At 60.5% G+C, this 18,636-nt stretch carries 19 protein-coding genes; 2 read left to right on the plus strand and 17 right to left on the minus strand.

The window, feature by feature from the left end; all coding sequences use genetic code 11:
* Positions 1 to 10: 10 nt before the first annotated feature.
* The 11 genes from corA to GH663_RS08455 all read right to left on the minus strand — a co-directional run bounded on the left by corA (position 11) and on the right by GH663_RS08455 (position 10,650).
* Positions 11 to 976: a magnesium/cobalt transporter CorA gene (corA, locus tag GH663_RS08405; protein ID WP_153131219.1), complete on the minus strand. Its 966-nt coding sequence runs from the start codon at positions 974 to 976 to the stop codon at positions 11 to 13.
* 203 nt (positions 977 to 1,179) lie between these two features.
* Positions 1,180 to 1,479, minus strand: a complete 300-nt coding sequence (locus GH663_RS08410; protein WP_153131220.1) for a hypothetical protein — start codon at positions 1,477 to 1,479, stop codon at positions 1,180 to 1,182.
* A 209-nt stretch (positions 1,480 to 1,688) separates the two neighbouring features.
* Positions 1,689 to 2,150: a PTS sugar transporter subunit IIA gene (locus tag GH663_RS08415; protein WP_246181537.1), complete on the minus strand. Its 462-nt coding sequence runs from the start codon at positions 2,148 to 2,150 to the stop codon at positions 1,689 to 1,691.
* Between the two features lie 121 nt (positions 2,151 to 2,271).
* On the minus strand, positions 2,272 to 3,090 hold the full coding sequence (locus GH663_RS08420; protein ID WP_153131222.1) for a TorF family putative porin: 819 nt from the start codon (positions 3,088 to 3,090) through the stop codon (positions 2,272 to 2,274).
* A 16-nt stretch (positions 3,091 to 3,106) separates the two neighbouring features.
* The gene (gene kdpC, locus GH663_RS08425; RefSeq protein WP_153131223.1) at positions 3,107 to 3,679 is read right to left on the minus strand and encodes a potassium-transporting ATPase subunit KdpC; all 573 of its coding nucleotides are present in this window, start codon (positions 3,677 to 3,679) and stop codon (positions 3,107 to 3,109) included.
* A gap of 11 nt (positions 3,680 to 3,690) precedes the next feature.
* Positions 3,691 to 5,769, minus strand: a complete 2,079-nt coding sequence (gene kdpB / locus GH663_RS08430; RefSeq protein WP_153131224.1) for a potassium-transporting ATPase subunit KdpB — start codon at positions 5,767 to 5,769, stop codon at positions 3,691 to 3,693.
* Positions 5,770 to 5,787: 18 nt separating this feature from the next.
* Positions 5,788 to 7,566 carry a potassium-transporting ATPase subunit KdpA gene (gene kdpA, locus GH663_RS08435; RefSeq protein ID WP_153131225.1) on the minus strand — a complete coding sequence of 593 codons (1,779 nt, stop codon included), beginning with the start codon at positions 7,564 to 7,566 and terminating at the stop codon, positions 5,788 to 5,790.
* Positions 7,563 to 7,655 (minus strand): K(+)-transporting ATPase subunit F, encoded by a 93-nt coding sequence (kdpF, locus tag GH663_RS08440; RefSeq protein WP_153131226.1) that lies wholly within the window; start codon positions 7,653 to 7,655, stop codon positions 7,563 to 7,565. The genes kdpA and kdpF overlap by 4 nt, the downstream gene beginning before the upstream one ends.
* Before the next feature lie 433 nt (positions 7,656 to 8,088).
* The gene (locus GH663_RS08445; RefSeq protein ID WP_153131227.1) at positions 8,089 to 8,580 is read right to left on the minus strand and encodes a phasin family protein; all 492 of its coding nucleotides are present in this window, start codon (positions 8,578 to 8,580) and stop codon (positions 8,089 to 8,091) included.
* A 236-nt stretch (positions 8,581 to 8,816) separates the two neighbouring features.
* Complete coding sequence (locus tag GH663_RS08450) at positions 8,817 to 9,698, minus strand: pirin family protein (RefSeq protein WP_153131228.1); 882 nt, start codon at positions 9,696 to 9,698, stop codon at positions 8,817 to 8,819.
* A gap of 58 nt (positions 9,699 to 9,756) precedes the next feature.
* On the minus strand, positions 9,757 to 10,650 hold the full coding sequence (locus GH663_RS08455; RefSeq protein WP_153131229.1) for a LysR substrate-binding domain-containing protein: 894 nt from the start codon (positions 10,648 to 10,650) through the stop codon (positions 9,757 to 9,759).
* 94 nt (positions 10,651 to 10,744) lie between these two features.
* Between GH663_RS08455 and GH663_RS08460 the strand changes: the two genes are divergently transcribed.
* On the plus strand, positions 10,745 to 11,509 hold the full coding sequence (locus tag GH663_RS08460) for a TSUP family transporter (protein WP_153131230.1): 765 nt from the start codon (positions 10,745 to 10,747) through the stop codon (positions 11,507 to 11,509).
* Positions 11,510 to 11,521: 12 nt separating this feature from the next.
* On the opposite strand, the gene GH663_RS08465 is transcribed toward GH663_RS08460, so the two are convergent.
* On the minus strand, positions 11,522 to 12,736 hold the full coding sequence (locus GH663_RS08465; RefSeq protein WP_153131231.1) for an MFS transporter: 1,215 nt from the start codon (positions 12,734 to 12,736) through the stop codon (positions 11,522 to 11,524).
* 126 nt (positions 12,737 to 12,862) lie between these two features.
* Between GH663_RS08465 and GH663_RS08470 the strand changes: the two genes are divergently transcribed.
* Positions 12,863 to 14,494: an NAD(P)/FAD-dependent oxidoreductase gene (locus GH663_RS08470; protein ID WP_153131232.1), complete on the plus strand. Its 1,632-nt coding sequence runs from the start codon at positions 12,863 to 12,865 to the stop codon at positions 14,492 to 14,494.
* A 112-nt stretch (positions 14,495 to 14,606) separates the two neighbouring features.
* On the opposite strand, the gene GH663_RS21340 is transcribed toward GH663_RS08470, so the two are convergent.
* The 5 genes from GH663_RS21340 to GH663_RS08490 form a co-directional block, all read right to left on the minus strand.
* Complete coding sequence (locus tag GH663_RS21340) at positions 14,607 to 14,732, minus strand: hypothetical protein (RefSeq protein ID WP_276203660.1); 126 nt, start codon at positions 14,730 to 14,732, stop codon at positions 14,607 to 14,609.
* A gap of 347 nt (positions 14,733 to 15,079) precedes the next feature.
* A complete protein-coding gene (locus GH663_RS08475) occupies positions 15,080 to 16,183 on the minus strand; it encodes a DUF4062 domain-containing protein (protein WP_153131233.1) in 1,104 nt (367 codons plus the stop codon).
* Between the two features lie 40 nt (positions 16,184 to 16,223).
* Positions 16,224 to 16,760 (minus strand): hypothetical protein, encoded by a 537-nt coding sequence (locus GH663_RS08480; protein WP_153131234.1) that lies wholly within the window; start codon positions 16,758 to 16,760, stop codon positions 16,224 to 16,226.
* A gap of 435 nt (positions 16,761 to 17,195) precedes the next feature.
* The gene (locus tag GH663_RS08485) at positions 17,196 to 17,738 is read right to left on the minus strand and encodes a phasin family protein (protein ID WP_066880553.1); all 543 of its coding nucleotides are present in this window, start codon (positions 17,736 to 17,738) and stop codon (positions 17,196 to 17,198) included.
* 104 nt (positions 17,739 to 17,842) lie between these two features.
* The gene (locus tag GH663_RS08490) at positions 17,843 to 18,574 is read right to left on the minus strand and encodes a S1 family peptidase (protein WP_066880555.1); all 732 of its coding nucleotides are present in this window, start codon (positions 18,572 to 18,574) and stop codon (positions 17,843 to 17,845) included.
* Positions 18,575 to 18,636 lie beyond the last annotated feature (62 nt).

Below are 18,636 nucleotides of genomic sequence, written 5' to 3' on the forward strand. Positions count from 1 at the left end.
CCATTTGTCCTTATAGCCATCCGACGCGTCTGAAGTGAGCATAAAGCGCAACACAGGCCCCGCTGATGGCCAGAAGTGCCATCGGATAACCGTATTCCCATTGCAGTTCGGGCATCGCCTTGAAGTTCATGCCCCAGATGCCGGCAAAAGCGGTGGCGACGGCAAAGATACCGGCCCAGGCCGCCAGCTTCTTGTTCACTTCGCTTTCTTCGATGGTCACCATGGAAAGGTTGACCTGAATGGCGGTACCGATGGTGTCCCTGATAGTGTCAAGCGAAGCATTGATCCGGGCGAGGTGGTCATGGACATCGCGGAAGTAGTCCCGGCTGTTGGCACAGACCGTGGGTCCCCGGCCGCCGGAGAGCTTGCCGGTGGCCTCCATCATTGGCGCCACCGCATGCTTGAGCAAAGTAATCTTGCGTTTCAGGTCGTAAAGCCGCTCGATATTGCTGCGGGCGGCGCCCTTGGCAAAAATCTGTTCCTCAATTTCTTCGAGTTCCGACTCCAGCCGGTCCATGATCGGGAAATACCGATCGACGACAGCATCCATCAGGGCATAGAGGACAAAGCCCGATCCATGGCTGAGCAGATGCGGCTCTCGCTCGCAGCGTTCGCGCACCCCGAGGAAATGTTGCTGGCTATGATTCCTGACCGACAGGACATAATTCTGGCCGACAAAGACATTCACTTCACCGATATTGAACTCGCCCTTATCCTGTTCCAGCAGGTGCATGACGGCAAACACCGAATCGCCATATTCTTCGATTTTCGGCCGCTGGTGGCCATGGCGGGCATCCTCGACCGCCAATTCGTGCAAATCGAACTCCTCCTTCATCTGCTCGAGTTCCTGCAGCGTCGCATCGCGCAGGGCAACCCAGACGAAGCAATTCGGCTTGGCCAGATAATCGCTGATTTCCTCGACTGACAGATCAGCCAGGCGCGAGCCATTTTCGTAGGCGACGCAATTGATCAGCATGCTTTCCCCCCCAAGTTTCGAGACTCCCCATCCTGCACGTTTTTGGCAATTTCAGCGAGCACACGGGCTCGGACCAGCCCAGGGAATACCGTCTTGCAATGTGGAGAGCAGGTCAATTGCCAACCATAGGCCAGACGGTCAAGCACCGGGTGAACTTCATGCCGGCCACCACAGACCGGACAAGTATGCAGTGCCATGATGTTTCAGGCAGCATGTTCGGCATAACGGGCCAGCGCCTCCGCCTGGTCGGCAATGCTTGAAGAAACGATGAAGGTTTCCGCGCCACAGGCGTTGCCGAGGCTGAGCGCCAGACTCAGTGCCGCCACACCCGCCACCGCCAAGCGCACCGGTTGCCCGTAGCCGGACAGAAAGACCCGAATAGCTTCCACCCCCATTCCCGTTGCCGGGAACCGCCTGACCACGGCGCGCTTGCCGGTTTCCAGAGTGGCGATTTCAAGCGAGTCTTTGGTCGAGGCAATGCCGATGCATAAGTCTGAGTTCATGTCGTCCTTCACTTTCGATTGATAAACAACCAGGCCAGCAGCAAGGGAATGATGATGGTGGCAACAGCCAGCAGAAAACTGATGACTTCCATATACATGCCTTCCTACAGGTCCAGTACAAGAGAAATACTAAGCAAGACCATTTCAAGATTCTGCAAAAACGGAGGGGGTTGTTATAAAAATTGCGTAAAAACCCCAGGCTTCCGGAATCAGACTTGACATGGCCAACTGGCGAACAGTTGTCGTACCGCAGAGGCCTGTTCGCAACCATGCAGTTGCAGGCGGAACCGGGGTTCGGAAAACAGCCGGGTCGCTTCGGCCAGGATACTCAGATGCTCTTCCGTTGCCTGCTTCGGCACCAGCAGAACCAGGATGTCGGAGACCGGCAGGCCATCCGGCGACGCAAAGGGAATCGGTGCTGCCAAGCGGAAGTAAGCGACCTGTATTCGGTCGAGATCCTTGATGCGAGCATGCGGAATGGCCACCCCTTCGCCGAGGCCGGTCGAGCCGACTTCTTCACGACGTGACAGGCTGAGGACGACCCAGGCCTGCGGCATGCCGTACCTCCCTTCCATATGCCGGGCAATCTCGTCGAAGAGCTCGCCTTTGCCGGCCACGGCCAGATTGAGGACGATGTCCTCGGTGTGCAGAAGATCAGCGATCGTGTTCAATGGGTATTCCTCCTCGGGATGATGCACCCGCCAGCGTTCGATCCACTGGCGGCAAAAGGGAGCGGGACGGCCCGCTCCTGCCTTCCCTGTCTTGAGCGCAGACATGGGGTGCCAGGCTAGATCAGAACGTCTTGCTGACCGAGACAACGGCGATGCCGCGACCGGCATCCTTGGTCTTGCTGCCATCCTGGACGTTCTGACTGCTCAGCGAATTGGAGAAACAATAGAATTCGCCCTTGCCGCAATCGCCCTTGGCATTGGTGTCCACATAGGCGGCGCCGATCACCCAGCCTGAAAGTTCCTTGGTCACACCGAGTTTCCAGTCGGTGTAGCTGCCATTGCTGACGTTCCTGAAATTCAGGTGACCAACGTGGCCGTTGATCCCCCAGCCCTCGCCCAGGTCGTAGTTGGCCGACAGGTCGAGATAGCCGGTGCCCTTGCTGTCCGGCACGGCGAAATAGTCGCTGACGGCATGGGAGTATTTCAGCGAGAGGAACTTCCAAGTGCCGGCAATGTAGATCTCCCCATTGTCGACCCGGCCGCTATTGGTCTTGCCGCCATTGGTGATACTCAGATCAGTGCCCGGGTAGTAGTAATAGAGACCACCGACATCGATCCCGAAATCGCCGAAGCTAGCCTTGTAGCCACCGTAGAAATCCATTTCCAGATTGCCTTCCGGGTAGCCGGCGCCGGAGGAGATATTGGAGTTCCAGTTGCCGGCGTAGAAGCCGCTGGCGTGCGAGTAATCGAAACCGCCTTGCAAGGCTGGCTTGCCCGAAGTCTGGTCGATGCCACGGAAACGGTAGCTGGAGAACAGGCCGAAATTGCCGGTCAGCGTATGCGCGGACGCCGGGACTTCCTCGGCGAGGGCGAACGCAGAAAGACCGGCGGCCAGGGCAAGGACGACTACGGAACGAACAGAAGCGGAATTGTTTTTCATGTATATCTCTGTTTTTTTAACGAAGTGCATCAAGTGCGATGTTGAGTTGCAGCACGTTTACCCGGGGTTCGCCTAAAACGCCCCATTGGCGGCCTTCGGTGTGTTGACTGACCAAAACCTTGAGGTCGGCCGGGGGGAGATGGCGCAGGCTGGCGACGCGAGCCACCTGATAGGCCGCTGCCTCCGGGCTGATGTGGGGATCGAGACCACTGGCCGAGGCATTGACCAGGTCGGCCGGAATCGGCAACTTGTTGTCCGGGTCGGCCGCCTTCAGGGCCTCGATCCTTCCCTTGACGGCATCGCTCAGGGCCGGACTGAGCGGCCCCTGATTGGAGCCACCTGAGCCCGACGCGTTGTACGGCATCGGCCCGGTGGCCGAGGGACGGCCCCAGAAGTACTTGGGATCGGTGAAGTTCTGGCCGATCAGGCGGGAACCGACGGCCTTGCCATCCTTGACGATCAGGCTGCCCTCGGTGGCATTGGGAAAAGCGAACTTGGCGATACCGGTGACGGTCAGTGGATAGACGATGCCGGTGACGACGGTGAGCAGGACGAACAGGCTGACAGCTGGGCGTAACAGGGTTTTCATGAGTTTTCTCCTCAGGCCAGACCGATGGCAACAAGCGCCAGGTCGATCAGCTTGATGCCGATAAAGGGAACGATGACGCCCCCCAGGCCGTAGAGCGCCAGGTTCTGGCGCAGCAGCGTCGCCGCACCGAGCGGGCGGTACTTGACGCCCTTCAAGGCGAGTGGGATCAGGAAGACGATGATCAGGGCATTGAAGATCACTGCCGACAGGATGGCCGAAGCCGGGCTGGCCAGGCCCATGACATTGAGTGCGGCGAGCTGCGGGTAGGTGCTCACGAAGGCGGCCGGGATGATCGCAAAGTACTTGGCGATGTCGTTGGCGATGGAAAATGTCGTCAGCGAACCGCGCGTCATCAGCATCTGCTTGCCGGTCTCGACCACTTCGATCAGCTTGGTCGGGTTGGAGTCGAGGTCGACCATGTTGCCGGCTTCCTTGGCGGCTTGCGTGCCGGTGTTCATGGCCACGGCGACATCGGCCTGGGCCAGCGCCGGAGCGTCGTTGGTACCGTCGCCGGTCATCGCTACCAGCCGGCCTTCGGACTGATACTCGCGGATCAGCGCCAGCTTGGCTTCCGGCGTCGCTTCCGGCAGGAAGTCGTCGACGCCGGCCTCGGCGGCAATGGCCGCAGCCGTGATACGGTTGTCGCCGGTCACCATGACCGTCTTGATACCCATCTTGCGCAGTTCGGCAAAGCGCTCCTTGATACCGCCCTTGACGATGTCCTTGAGCTCAATGACACCCATGACACGGGTGCCGTCGGCAACGACCAGCGGCGTGCTGCCGCGGCGGGCGACTTCATCGACCTTGCCTGACACCGATGCCGGGAATTTTCCACCCAAGGTTTCGACGTGCTTCTTGATGGCATCGGCAGCGCCTTTACGCACCTGACGACCGGCCATATCGACACCGCTCATCCGGGTGTGGGCCGAGAAATGTACGAAATGGGCATCCAGCGCGTGAATGTCCCGCTCGCGGAGTTGGAAGCGCTGCTTGGCGAGCACCACGATGCTGCGGCCTTCCGGCGTTTCATCGGCGAGCGAGGCGAGTTGGGCGGCATCGGCCAGCTCGGCTTCGGTGACGCCGTCGGCCGGCAGGAAAGTGGAAGCCTGGCGATTGCCCAGCGTAATCGTGCCGGTCTTGTCCATCAGCAGCACATCGACGTCGCCGGCGGCTTCGACGGCCCGGCCGGAGGTGGCAATGACATTGGCCTGCATCATGCGGCTCATGCCGGCCACACCGATGGCCGAAAGCAGGCCGGCGATGGTGGTCGGAATCAGGCAGACGAGCAGCGCGATGAGCACGGTGATGCTGATCGGCGTGCCGGCCCCGGCGACCTCATTTGCCAATTCCGCGCTGAACATCGAGAAGGGCAGCAGGGTCACCACGACCCCGAGGAAGACGATGGTCAGCGCCACCAACAGGATGGTCAGGGCGATTTCATTCGGCGTCTTCTGGCGCTTGGCGTTCTCGACCATGGCAATCATGCGGTCGACGAAGGTTTCGCCCGGATTTACCGTGACGCGGACGACGATCCAGTCGGACAGCACGCGGGTGCCGCCGGTAACGGCCGAGAAGTCGCCGCCGGATTCGCGGATGACCGGGGCCGATTCGCCGGTGATGGCGGATTCGTCGACCGAGGCGACACCTTCGATGACTTCGCCGTCGGCCGGAATGGTTTCCTGAGCCTGGATGACGATGACGTCGCCCTTGCGCAGATCCGTGGCCGGAACAAGGTTCCACTTGGCGCCATACTTCGGCTCGAGCAGCTTCTTGGCCCAGGTTTCCTTCTTCAGCCCACGCAGCGAAGCGGCTTGCGCCTTGCTGCGTCCTTCGGCCAGCGCCTCGGCAAAGTTGGCGAAGAGCACCGTGAACCACAGCCAGATGGTGATCGTCAGGATGAAGCCGGCCGGCGCTTCGCCTTTACCACCGAGGGCTTGCAGCCAGAGGATGGTGGTCAGGATGCTGCCGACATAGACCACGAACATCACCGGATTGCGCCATTGCACGGCCGGATTGAGCTTGCGGAAGGCATCGGCAACGGCCGGAACGGCGAGCGCCGGATCGAACAGGGTAAAAGTCTTTCGGGTCATTATTTTCTCTCCCCTAGCTTATTGACCGGCCCAGAGCACAAGGTGCTCGATGACGGGGCCGAGCGCCAACGCCGGGACGTAATTTAGGAGGCCGACCAGCAGCACGGTGCCGATCAGCAGCGTGACGAACAGCGGACCGTGCGTCGGCAGCGTGCCGGCGCCGACGGCGATGCGCTTCTTGGCGGCCAGCGAACCGGCGATGGCCAGCACCGGCACGATGACGCCGAAACGGCCAAACCACATGGCAACGCCGAGCATCACGTTGTAGAACGGCGTGTTGGCGGACAACCCGGCGAAGGCGCTGCCGTTATTGTTGGCGGCCGAGGTGAAGGCATAGAGAATTTCCGAAAAGCCATGAGCGCCCGGGTTGGCGACGCCGGCCCGACCGTCGGCGAGCATCACCGCAATCGCGGTGCCGACCAGCACGAGCAGCGGCGTAACCAGGATGGCGATGGAAACCATCTTCATCTCGAAGGCTTCGATCTTCTTGCCCAGGTATTCCGGCGTGCGGCCGATCATCAGGCCGGCGATGAAGACAGCCATGATGGCGAAGACGAGCATGCCGTAAAGACCGGTACCGACGCCGCCGAAAACGACTTCACCAAGCTGCATGTCGAGCAGCGGCACCAGCCCACCGAGCGGCGTAAACGAGTCGTGCATGGCGTTGACCGCGCCACATGAGGCGAGTGTCGTGATGGTCGCGAACAGGCCGGATTCGGCGATGCCGAAACGGGTTTCCTTACCTTCCATGTTGCCGGCCGACGGATCGACGCCCAACTGGGTGAGTAGCGGGTTGGCCTGCTGCTCGAAATGCATCGCGGCATAGGCCAAAGTGACGAACATCAGGCTCATCGCGGCGAGCACAGCCCAGCCCTGGCGGGTATCGCCGACCAGGCGCCCGAAGGTGAAGCACAGCGCCGCCGGGATCAGGAAGATCGACAGCATCTGGATGAAGTTGGAGAGCGGCGTCGGGTTTTCATAGGGATGCGCCGAGTTGGCGTTCATGAAGCCGCCACCATTGGTGCCCAGCATCTTGATCGCTTCCTGCGAGGCGACCGGACCCATGGCCAGCGTCTGGCTTTGCGTCTGAGCCGGTTCAGTGATGACGGCGCCCTGCTCATCCTTGAGCGGCTGGCCGGCTTCGTCGAGCTTGGGCGTCTCGAAGCTGGTCACTTCCAGCGTCCTGACTTCCTTGTAGGCGTCGAAATTCTGGATGACGCCCTGGCTGGTCAGAACGACCGCGCAAATGATGGCCAGAGGCAGCAAAACATAAAGCGTGATCCGGCACAGATCGACCCAGGCATTGCCGATACTCCTGGCCGTGTTGCGGGCAAAGCCCCGGATCAGCGCGATGACCACGGCAATGCCGGTGGCAGCAGAGAGGAAGTTCTGAACCGCAAGACCCAGCATCTGAGTCAGATAGCTCATCGTCACTTCGCCACCATAGCCTTGCCAGTTGGTGTTGGTGGCGAAGCTGATCGCCGTATTGAAGGCCGAATCCGGACTGACATTGGCGAAAGCCTGTGGATTGATTGGCAGATCGGCCTGCAGACGTTGCAAGGCATAGACTACCAGAGCTCCGAGCGCATTGAAGAGCAGGATGGCAAAAGCGTATTTCAGCCAGCCCATTTCGTCGTCCGGACGGATACCGCACAGGCGATAGAGCGGATTTTCGATCTTGCCGGCCAGACGGAAGCGACCTTCCATCACGTTGGCGATATATGTCCCCAAGGGCTTGACGGTAAGCAGCAGGACAATGAGAAAAAGTCCGAGAAGTAACCAGGCATGATTGCTCATGAAAAGTTCTCCGGGTTGATCAGCGCGGCGACCAGATAGACCAGCAGGCCGGCGGCAACAACGCCGCTAAGGATGAAAAGCCAGCTCATTTGGGCCTCCCAAGCCGGGCACAGCCGGTGGCGAGGCCGAGCATCAGGGCGAAAAACAGCCCGATAGCGGCGAGATAAACGAGATCCATAAGTACTCCCCATGTAGATATTGCGACAGGGTCATGCTAGGAAAATCGCTATCAAAGTTTTCGAAAAACTTGGGGGTTCGGATATAAAAAAACGGTAAAAACCGGAGCCGGCTGGCGCTTTGAGTGCACTGAAAACAGGCACTCATCAAGGCTGCGCTAACCGACACTGACCGCCATCAAACCGCCGAGATAAAGCCTGGATACTGGCCGCACCGCCGCCCATTTTTGCCCGGCCGGGCAGGTCGACCGCAGCAATACGCTCCCGGCCGGACAATAAAAATGCCGCTCAGTCTTTACTGAACGGCATCACCTTGTCAGGACTTCTTGATAAACAGTTCTGCTCTTCAGGCAGCCTGTTTGTGGTGCGACGCGGTTGCCGCAACGAACCTGTCGCGGGCGCCAGTGGCGGCGGCGACATTGGCTTCGGTGATTGCCGAAAGCTTCTTCATGCCGCCAGCGCAGGCACTCATCAGCGAGCCCCAGTTCTGGGCGACGGATAGCTGCTCGGTCGGGATGTCGAGGGCTCGCCCGCAGAGCTGCGCGGCCTCGGCCTGCGCCTGGGTGAGGATTTCACAACTCTCGCGGAAGTAGGCGAGCGTTCTTTCGAAGACTGGCTGACCGAGGACCGATTGAAAGGCGAATGGCCCGGGACTATCGCTCATGTGCGTGGCGGCATTGGTAACGGAAACATAGTCTTCCACCGTTTTGTTTGCCGCCTGCACGGTCAGCTCGCCGAGGCGAACGGAACTGCTCAGATAAATCTGGGCCAGGGCCGGCAGGACATTGAAGCTGTCGGCAAGGCCGGCGAAGCTGGGGGTAGGGATTTTGGTACTCATGATTTTTCCTTTTCGGAACTCTGAGTCATGTGATGCAAGGGAAAAATCACCCTGGGTGCTGCATCACTGTGGCCGCTGTTGGCGGGAGATTGCTGCGACGCAGTAATCAATTGAGTATCCCCGCTTGCGCCAGAGAATCCATGTAAGTTGTGTAACCCTATGTCGGGCAGCGCACGCTACGGCTCGCCAAGGCCCGCCATTCCTGGCCGGCCTGCGGGTGGCCGCAGGAAAAACCTTCAGTAGCCGGACCACGGCAAGGCTGGCGCGACCAGGCGCCGCCCCGCATCGCCTTCAACGCGACCAAAACGTGGCTCGTCGGCTTCCCAGGCGCGCAGGGCTTCGGCGATCTGATCCTTGCTGAAACCGACAAAGTTCCACCACATCAGCACCGGTTCGCCAAACGGCTCACCGCCGAGCACGATGATCCGCGTCGCCGCCGCCATTTCAAGCTCGATGTGCTCCGCCCCCGTGCCCAGGTAGGCAAATTCATCCGTCGCAAAACGCTCGCCGGCGATCAGGATTTCGCCTTCGAGGAGCAGGATGCCGTATTCGAATTCCGGCTTCAGCGGCAAGCTGATCTTGGCCGCCGAACTGCTGCAGGCATCGAGACCAAGCAAGGGTGAATGGAAATGGCCCGCCATCGTTCGCCCGGCAAAACTGCCGGCCAGCAGCGTGAAGCTACAGCCTGCCTCAGCCCAGCGCGGCAGGTCGGCGTAGTGCGCGAAGCCCGGCGCACAGTTGGTCGCTGTATCCGGCAGCGCAATCCACAACTGTGCGGCGTGGAGGCGTTGCCCGTCGCGCAGCGAATCCTCGGTATGCACCACGCCGTGGCCCGCCGTCATCAGGTTCACTTCGCCGGGGCGGATGATCTGTTCGTTGCCCAGACTGTCGCGATGCAGCACCTCGCCTTCGATCAGCCAGGTAAAGGTCTGCAAACCGATATGCGGATGGGCACCGACGTGCATCCCTTTGCCCGGGCCAAACTGCACCGGCCCGAGATGGTCGGCAAAGCACCAGGCGCCGACCATGCGCCGCTGGCGGCTGGGCAAGGCACGCAGCACCATCATGCCGTCGCCAATATCAGACGGGCGCCCGGCAATGCGTTGAATGGGGTTCATCGTGTTACCTCCAGGTTGGTCAGGCCGGCAGGGCTACGGCTTTCACCTTAGCACCGGCTCAGCCAGGAGGCGAATCGGCAGCGAGAATCCGGGCGAAGCGCTCGGCCAGCGGGGTGGCCTGCACGGGCAGGATCACCGCGCTGTGCGCCACGGCATCGGCATCATGCAGCGGTCGGTAAGCCAGCCCTGCCGAACCGAGAAGGGTCATCCGTTCGGGGACGACGGCGATACCGAGGCCGGCCGCGACCAGATCAAGCATCGAGGTTTTGCGCGAAATGACGCGCGCCATTTTCGGCACGAAACCGCGCTGCAGGCACAACTCGGTGACCCGCCGGGCAAGGCCGCCGCGTTCGCGATGCACGGCCGAGACAAAGGCTTCGCCCGCCAGTTCGGCCAGCCCCAGCGAGGCGCGCCCGGCCAGCGGATGGCTTGCCGGCAGTGCCAGCCACAGTTGCTCGGCCGGCATCTCTAGCAGCCGGACCGCCGGGTCGCGGCGCAGCACCGGCAGGCGGACGATGCCGATATCCGCCTTGCCACTGGCCACTTCGCTGACCTGGGTTTCGGAGGCGATGCGGTCGAGGTCAATGCGCGCCTTCGGCGAGGCGGCGAGAAACTGTTTGATCGCCGGCATCAGGCTGACGGCGGGGATGGAACTGGAGTGCAGCAAGCGGAGCACGCCGGCCTCGCCGCTGGCCAACTGGCCGCCCTCTTCCGCCGCGGCGGCGAGCATCTGCTCGATGCCGAGCACCCGGTCGCGATACAGCGCGCCGGCCGCCGTCAGGCGGACGCCGCGCGCTTCGCGAAGAAATAGCGGGAAACCGAGTTCCGCCTCGAGCAGCGCAATCTGCCGGCTCAAGGCCGGCTGGGCGACGAACAGGCTGGCTGCGGCCGGCGTAAAGCCGCCAAGATCGGCCACGGTCAGGAAATAACGAATCTGCTTCAGGCTAGCCATGCTTTTTTAGAATGCCACATGAAGTTATTTGATATTTGTTTTATACCGCATCGACTCCCAGAATTGAATCGTTCAATTTCGAAAGCCCGTTGCCATGAACGATTTGCTCGCTTTGCTCCCCGCCTCCATCCAGCTCAGCCATCTGCTGCTCGCCATCGCCGCGCTCGTCGTCGCCTACGCCATTTTTACGCTGGTCGGCTTCGGCTCGGCCCTGCTCGCCAGCGCCCCGCTCGCCCTGGTCATGCCGGTCGCCCGTATCATTCCTCTGCTCGCCATGCTCGACTGTGGCGGCGCCGCGCTGCGCGGCTGGCAGGCGCGCCAAGCGGTGGCGTGGCCGGAATTCCGCCGGCTTTTTCCCGGCATGCTGCTCGGCCAGTTGCTCGGGGTGGCCGTCCTCGCCCACCTGCCGCCGGCGCTGATGGCGATCTCGCTCGGCCTGTTCGTCGCCGTTCAAGGCTTGCGCGGCCTGCTCGGAAAAAAGGCCGCGCCCGGCGCCGCCAGCGGCCACCCGTTCGGCTACGGCCTCTTCGGTGGAGTCCTCGGCGGTCTGTTCGGCAGCGGCGGCTTTATCTACGCCGCTTATCTGGAACGCCGGCTGGCCGAGCGCAATGCCTTCCGGGCGACGCAAGCCGTGCTGATCGCGCTGTCCACCGCCTGGCGCATCGTCCTCTGCCTGATCGCCGGCCTGCTCGACCTCGAATTGCTGTTGCTGGCACTGGCCTGCCTGCCGGTCATGGGGCTCGGCGTCTACCTCGGTCATCGCATCGACTTGCGGATCAGCCGGGAACAGTTGTTCCTGCTGCTCAACGGCCTGCTGCTGGCCTGCGGCCTGAGCCTGATCGTCCGTTTTGCCGGCTAAGCGGCGAGTGCCTCAGGGCAACATCCGGTCGCGCCGGGCCAGGGCCGGAAACAGCCGGAACCAGCCGGCGGCGACGGCCAGCGTGCCTACGCCGCCGAGGACCACCGAACCGACTGCGCCGAACAGGGCTGCGGTCGCCCCGGACTCGAACTCGCCCAACTGGTTGGAGGCGCCGATGAAGATCGAATTGACGGCCGAGACCCGGCCGCGAATTTCGTTCGGCGTTTCGAGCTGGACCAGCGTCATGCGCATGACGACGCTGATGTTGTCGAAGGCTCCGGTAATTGCCAGCGCCAGCAAGGACAGCCCGAAATGTTCGGACAGCCCGAAGACCACCGTCGCCAGGCCGAAGACGGCGACCGAGCCAAGCAGCCACGGGCCGACCTTGCGCTGGATCGGCCAGCGCAGCAGGAGCAGCGACATCAGCAACGCCCCGGCGGCCGGTGCGGCGCGCAGTAGACCGAGACCTTCGGGACCGGTATGCAGGATGTCGCGGGCGTAGATCGGCAACAGGGCGGTGGCGCCACCGAGCAGTACGGCGAACAGGTCGAGCGAGGTGGCGCCGAGCAGCAGCTTGTTCTGCCAGACGAACTGGACACCGGCCAGCACGCTGGCCAGCGTAGTCGGTTCGGTTGATGGCAGGAACGGGTCATGGACGCTGAGCATCAGGCCAAAGGCAATCAGCAGCAGGCCACCGGCGACACCATAAACCCAGGCCGGCCCGGCCGCGTAGATCAGGCCACCGAGCGCCGGGCCGCAGATCACCCCGGCCTGCATGCCGGTCGAACCGAGGGTGACGGCGCGCTCAAGCAGATGCATCGGCACCAGCATCGGCAGCAGCGCCTGCTGGCTCGGCATCTGGAAAGCACGCGCCGCACCGAGCAGGATCGACAAGCCGAGGATCAGTTCGCGCGAAATGAAGGTGCCTTCGGTCGCCAATACCAGCAACAGGGCGACGCCGCCCTGGGCCAGCATGCACAGCGCAAAGATCCGGCCGCGCCGCAGCTTGTCGACCAGGTGGCCGGCCGGCAAGGTCAGCAGCAAGGCCGGCACGAACTGGAAAAGGCCGACCAGGCCGAGATCCCAGGCGCTGCCGGTGAGGTCGTACATCTGCCAGGCGACGGCCACCATCAGCATCTGCTGGGCCAGGACGGCGGCCAGGCGGGCCAGCCAGAAACGGATGAACGGCCGTTCGGCCAACAGTGCGGAGAGCGTCGCTTGAGTCATGGGCCGAGCTTAGCAAACTTGGCGGCGCGGCATTAAAGCAGGCTCGACATTTCCGGCCACCGACAGACGCGCCGACGGGGCTGCGTTAAAATACGCGCCCCTGACGCGCCCCCACGGATAGACACCATGCTGCGCCTGACCGAGATCAAGCTCCCCCTCCGCCCCTACACCGACGACGACCTGGCTGCCGCCATCGTCGAACGCCTCGCCATCGCCCCCGGCGAACTGCTCAACTTCACGGTTTTCCGCCGCGGCTACGACGCCCGCAAGCGCAGCAACATCCTCTTCGTGTTCACGCTCGACGTCGAACTGCAGGACGAAGCCGCCGTCGTCAAGCGCCTGAAAGCGGCCAACAACGACGCCCATATCGGCCCGACGCCGGACACCCGCTACAAGTTCGTCGCCCAGGCCCCGGCCGATCTGAAGAGCCGGCCGGTCGTCATCGGCACCGGCCCCTGCGGCCTGCTTGCCGGCCTGATCCTGGCCCAGATGGGCTTCCGGCCGATCATCCTCGAACGCGGCAAGGCGGTGCGCGAGCGGACCAAGGACACCTGGGGCCTGTGGCGCAACAACAAGCTGAATCCGGAATCGAACGTCCAGTTCGGCGAAGGCGGCGCCGGTACCTTCTCGGACGGCAAGCTCTACAGCCAGATCAAGGACCCGCAGCACCACGGCCGCAAGGTGCTGGAAGAATTCGTCAAGGCCGGCGCGCCGGAAGAGATCATTTACGTCAGCAAGCCGCACATCGGCACCTTCCGACTGGTCAAGATGGTCGAGAACATGCGGGCGACGATCACCGAACTCGGTGGTGAAATCCGCTTCGGCAGCAAGGTCGACCGCGTCATTATTGAAGATGGGCAGGTGCGCGGCGTCGAACTGGCCGGCGGCGAAACGATTGCCGCCGATCATGTCGTGCTCGCCATCGGCCACAGCGCCCGCGACACCTTCCAGATGCTGCACGACCAGGGCGTCTATATCGAAGCCAAGCCCTTCTCGATCGGCTTCCGCGTCGAACACCCGCAGGCCCTGATCGACAAGGCACGTTTCGGGCCGAACGCCGGCAACGAACTGCTCGGCGCCGCCGACTACAAGCTGGTCCATCACTGCGCCAACGGCCGCTCAGCCTACAGTTTCTGCATGTGCCCGGGCGGCCAGGTGGTCGCCGCTACCTCGGAAGAAGGCCGCGTCGTCACCAACGGCATGAGCCAGTATTCGCGCGCCGAGCGCAACGCCAACGCGGCGCTGGTCGTCAACGTCAATCCGGAAGATTTCCCCGGCGACTACAAGACCAACCCGCTCGCCGGCATCGACTTCCAGCGCCAGTGGGAATCGGCCGCCTTCGTCGCCGGCGGCGGCACCTACGAGGCGCCGGCCCAGCGCATCGGCGATTTCCTGGCCGGCCGGCCGTCGACCGCGCTCGGCGAAGTCGATCCCTCCTACCAGCCGGGCGTGCACCTGACCGACCTGGCGAGTTGCGTACCGCCCTACGTCATCGAAGCGCTGCGCGAGGCGATCCCCGCCTTCGACAAGCAGATTCGCGGCTTCGCGATGGCCGATGCGGTGCTGACCGGCGTTGAGACACGCACTTCGTCGCCGATCCGCATCACGCGCAATGCCGAATGCCAGAGCCTTAATACGCGCGGCCTCTACCCTGCCGGCGAAGGTGCCGGTTACGCCGGCGGCATCCTGTCGGCCGCCGTCGATGGCATCAAGGTTGCCGAACAGGTGGCGCTGAGCATGGTCAAGACCGGCAGCTAAGCGCCGATGCCGGCGGTCGACTGCCCGAAAAGGCAAAAAACCGCAGCGCTACATGACAAAAGCCCGGCAGTCGCCGGGCTTTTCGTTGGCAAACCGGACGACTGTCCGGGACTCAACGATGAATGAAGGGAACCACTTCCGCCGCGTGCTTTTTCGCCAGCTTGGCCGACTTTTTTTCCTTCGGCGTCAGTAGCGCCTGTTTCTTGGTTTCCTTGTTGCTTTTGACTGTCTTGTTCATGGCACTGCTCCTGATCGGCACGAATACCCGTGCCAATTCAGTATAGGCCGATCCACGGCTTGCAACCGGCGCGCGAAAAATATAGCCAGCGACAGTCCGTGAACAAAAAAAAGCCCACACGAGGTGGGCTTAAATCCATTTCTTGGAGGAGATGGAGGAGACAGACTTCAGTATGCCAAAATAAATGCTGCGCTGCAACATATATTTACATCACCTCCAAGGAAGGCCCTATCGAAAGACAGTTCTGTGCCCAAAGCGGAAGTAGCCAAACCGCGAAAGTAGTCCTTCACCGTGGAGGTCACCGGCACTGCGCGGCTCTATTGTGCCGCGTCCGGTGGACGGCAGGGTTATGCCTCTGGTGCGTCATCGTCTGTATCTTCCGAGAACTCAGTCGGCACCTCTTTTTCCTCTGGCTGTTCTCGACGCAATGCCCTTAGATTGACCATCAAATAGTCCCCATAAGGCGTTAGGGTCCAGTATGTATCTGTGTCTTTGACGCTGCGAGCCTTCTTGTTCTCTTTTATCAGTCCAAGCGCCCGGAACTGAACAATGCATGTGTCAAACACTTCATCTTCGAACTTGAATTCTTTTAACGCAGCATCGGTGAGCTTTGAATTTTTCTCGAACTGCTCCTTTGCTCGCTTCTCGAAAAACTTTTGTATCGCCCATCTCAGATTCCATTGACGCGATTCATTAATCATCGAAGGAGCTACTGATGCGAAAATATCGTTCCAAGACAAGTGGAATGTCCCCTTGTAGCCACTACTTGAGTACGGGGACTTTCGCTGTGTTGCGGTAAAGGAGCAGCTAATTTCGAATTGGTCTTCTCCTTGCGTAAGCGTGTTAGCTTCTGGTGGTGGTGCTGTCTTCGCGGCTTCAATTTGCGCTTCCAATTCGGAGACTCTCTTACGCAAGGCCAATGCTTCTTGAAGAGTTGCTTCGGTTGGTACTTCACTGGCGCGAACCCATCCAACTGCTGGGGTGCGCTTGATAGCAGAGGTGACGCCAATGATCACTTGAGCGCGAAGATCATCAACTGTCGTCCAGTACACACAGGTGTGTCGCTTCTCAACCTTTGCGCGAAATGCATTGAGTTTTTCCCAAAGTGCGCCATCAGTCTCTGTCTTGTCCCTTGGCAGATTGTCCGGTTCTTTGTGCAGTAGGGGGATCACCGGCTTTTTCAAGGAGGTGGCGTGATCGTATTCCTTCTCTGTGTAGCCTATTCCGGCTTCATCAAGAGATCCGTATCTACCGCCAATAATTAGGGCGTAGTAGTCTGAAGACTCAATAACGTCTTTGATCAACTCCCATGCAGTATCGTCTGCAGCTGGAAAAAGTTCCATTCCTGCAGGCATGTGATCAAGCTCCAGAATCGCTCGAAGTACAGCCTGCCGCTCGTTCTGAAGATCACGGAAGGTCGAGCTTATGAATACTTGAAATTTTTTGTCCATATCTAATTGGCACTGCTATTGAGAGGCATAACGTCGGAATTCAGCGGCGGCCAGAGGCCGTCCGCTGAAATGAAGGGTTAGACTTTAAATTTGTCTCGAACTCCGATAACCAATCATCGCCAGGAAACATAGCCTTCCACACTGCAAGGATCTTTTCAGAATCAGATGGATGCGTAGCTATAAGTTTTATGAGTTCGTTCTTTGGCGTTAGCGTATCGGGCTCGGATTGACCGAACGCGTCAGGATCAAAAGACTTGGCAAAATCTTGGGGCAATTGCGATGGAAAGAGAATTGCCAGCGCCTTCGCCTTGTTTTGTGTTGTGTTTGGGTTGTCGCCAGCTAGCAAGATCTCTGCTGCTTTTAGAGAAAAATCGTCACGACCCTTCTGATACTGTGACCACATCCCCAACATGACGGTGGCCGCGACAACAATGATTGGGACCGCCACCCCTATGGCAGTCCACTTTGCCTTATGCCTTTCGACCTGAAGCTTGGCTCTTTCGAGTTCCAACTTGTCCCGTTCGAGATCTAACTTTTGCTTCTCAAACATGAGCTTCTCGCGTTCGATGTTTGCCACTTTACGCACTTCCTCCCTAGGGCAATTCTTAAGGTCTAATAGTTATTAAACGGACCTGCTGGGTCCGTATATGAATTGATATCCATGCTGGCATTATGCTAGTGCTATTGCCCGTCGAGCAAGGGAGTTCCGGTGTCCTGGTCCGCATAAAAACTCCAATAATACGGACGCGTAAAAGGCTGCTGAAATGTCCGCAATCGGGACAAATCCAAAACGACCGCTTCTGGCCGAACTCTGCCTGATAACAAGTGTTAGTGCGCTACCAAAGAGCTAGGACCAATAATCAACAAACAATTAAGAAGCTTGTCCCGGTGCAGTAAAACCCTATTTTTCGCCATTTCTGGAGCGAACCGAATGGCTATTGCGCTGCTCCTGCGTCAACGAAAAAGCCCCGCGAAATTCGCGGGGCTTTGCTTTGCAGAAAGTCTGAAAGACTTACTTGGCCTTCTTGGCAGCGTCGGTAGCGACCTTGGTCACGGCCGAAACGTTGGCTTGGGCAGCATCAGCGAACTGCTTGGCAACGGAGTTCATGTTGCCGAAAGCCGAGGTGGCGGCGGCAATGGCGTTCTGGATGGCGGCAACGGCGCTTTCCGAACCAGCCGGAGCGGACTTGGCGGCCATTTCGAGCATGCCGGTCATCGATTTCTGGAAGTCGCCGAATTGGGCTTCAACCATCTTGGCCAGTTCCTGCTGGGTCTGGCTGGTGATTTCGTACACCGAGCGGGTGTAGGCAACAGCCTTCTCGACAGCCGGTTGGGCCAGGGAAGATTGAACGGCCAGGGCTTCCTTCGGATCCTTGGCGCCGAGCACGGCCTTGACACCGGAAACGCCATCTTCCAGAGCGGCGCGGGCGGTGTTCAGGTTGAGGGCGGCGATGCGCTCGGCGGAAGCCAGGGCGGTGTTGGCGACGGACAGCAGCGAGTCAACGGTGGCTTTGTTGGCAGCGGCGAATTGTTCGGTATTGATGGTCATGGACATCTCCTGAATTAGTTTGTCGGTTTGTTCGAGGTGCAGTATAGCCTAACAAATCCAAAAATGGTGCACCGCAGCAATTTTATTTTCATAACTGTAATTACTGATTACTACTTCGCTGTCAGGGTCAGCAGGATGTCGGCGTACCAGGCGCAGTTCAGGCCGAGGGCTTCATCGAGCTTGAGGTCGCGCGAGCCGACGTCGAGGCGGGCCGAATGGACGCCGAGCAGCATCCACGGCAGATCGCCCAGCTCCGCCACCGGCCCCGGCACCCGCATGACGACCGGGGCGCCGCTGGTGCCGCGGTGGGTGCGGGCATCGGTCAGGAAATAGCCCTGCCCCTGAAAACGCAACCCGAAGGAGGAGGCGATGATCGCCTGGCGGACGACCGGCATGTGGTGCAGCGTATCGTGAAAGCCGAGCGGAAAACCGACGACGAGCAATGAACTGCCGACTTCGACCTGATCGAAGCGGCCGAGCAGATGCTGCGGCGTGAAGGCCCGATAGAGTGCGCTTTTCGGGAAGGCCTCCCGATCGATTTCGAGGACGGCGACGTCAATCTCGCCGGCCGTATCCGACCCCTGCCGCCACAGGCTCTTGCCGTCACGGTAGAGCGGCATCGAGAAGCCAGTGGATTTGGCGATGTCGTCGGCGTTGATGTGCAGTTCGATCTCGATGCGGTTGGGAAAATGCTTGCTCGGTTTGTCGAACAGCACATGCCGACTGGTAACCAGAAAGAGCCGGCTGTCGCGCTCGAAGAAGAAGCCGCTGGCATTGGTCAGGTTTTGCTGCCGATTGAAGGTAAAGATGCGGGCAGCAGAGAGCAGGACTGTTTCGATCATCGGCGAGTCGCCTTTTAGTGAGGCCGGCTAGCAGCCGGCGCGTGAGCTGGTGCGGGTTGCCC

Origin of the sequence: Dechloromonas hortensis, assembly GCF_009469765.1 — a bacterium.
Lineage (GTDB): Bacteria > Pseudomonadota > Gammaproteobacteria > Burkholderiales > Rhodocyclaceae > Azonexus > Azonexus hortensis.